This is a genomic window from Desertibacillus haloalkaliphilus (assembly GCF_019039105.1).
GTDB classification, from domain to species: domain Bacteria; phylum Bacillota; class Bacilli; order Bacillales; family KJ1-10-99; genus Desertibacillus; species Desertibacillus haloalkaliphilus.
Genome location: NZ_JAHPIV010000046.1, coordinates 1 through 1,013, shown reverse-complemented (window position 1 = coordinate 1,013; position 1,013 = coordinate 1). Strand labels below are relative to the sequence as shown.

General features: G+C 45.8%; 1 protein-coding gene. It reads right to left on the bottom strand.

Annotated elements, in window-relative coordinates; all coding sequences use genetic code 11:
- On the bottom strand, window positions 1-464 hold a 464-nt coding region (locus tag KH400_RS20745; protein WP_246589944.1), incomplete at its 3' end, for a reverse transcriptase domain-containing protein.
- Between the last annotated feature and the right edge of the window lie 549 nt (window positions 465-1,013).

Here is a 1,013-nt window from a genome sequence, read left to right as displayed (position 1 = left end):
ACTGCTTTCATGAGTAATCCATAATCAATATTGTCAAAAAGACCCTTAATATCGAATTCTAGTACCCAGTCATACTTCCAACACCTTTTCCTGGTGACTCTTACGGCATCAATAGCCGACTTCTTCGGTCTATATCCGTATGAATCTGGGTGGAAGTGCGGCTCGACTAAAGGCTCAAAGTAGAGTTTAGCCGTCATCTGTGCAATTCGATCAGATACGGTTGGCACCCCCAGTTTTCGGATCCCTCCATTTTTCTTTGGTATTTCTACCACTTTAACAGGAGGAGGAAAATAGCATCCTGAGGACATGCGATTCCATATTTTATAGAGGTTGTCTTTTAACTTTTCCTCAAATGATTGGATCAATTCTTCATCAATCCCCGGCGCTCCTTTGTTTGCTTTAACTAGTTTATACGCTTCCCATACTGTTTGTTTTGAAATCGAATGCGACTTTGTTTTGTCCATAAGTTCCTCCCATAAATGGTTGACTAATTTTCAAAACGGGATAACACAGCTCCTTCGCTCTTCTTTTCTTTCAAAAAGCATCATCACTACTACAAGCTGTTCCGCCCCTATACCCCGCATCTGTACTTTCATCCTTGTGGGGTTTCCACTTGGATTTTTCCATTAGCATCGGAGTCGTAGGTTCCCACGTTCCGTACAGGAGCCTATATCACGTTCACGTCGCCTTCATGCCGGCCACCATCTGGTCAGTAAACAGGTTTCCTCCAGACTTGTCCCAGGTTAACGACTCCCTCCTGGTTTTGATGACACTCCTACGCTTTCGACACTTTATCAGCGCTTTACTGGTGTTCGTCTCCGTGATATATACCTGACAGGGTCTTGCCCTGCCTTTTCCTTAACGCTCACTACCATAACTTTTGATTACAGCAGCTTAAGGTGGTTTGAAGCCTCCGCCTGTACAGCGGCTCCGAGGGGCCCTCCCTCATCTCCTATACAGCATAGCTTCGGTGCTTACGCACCGCACCTTCGTGGCGCACAGTCGTCGGCATA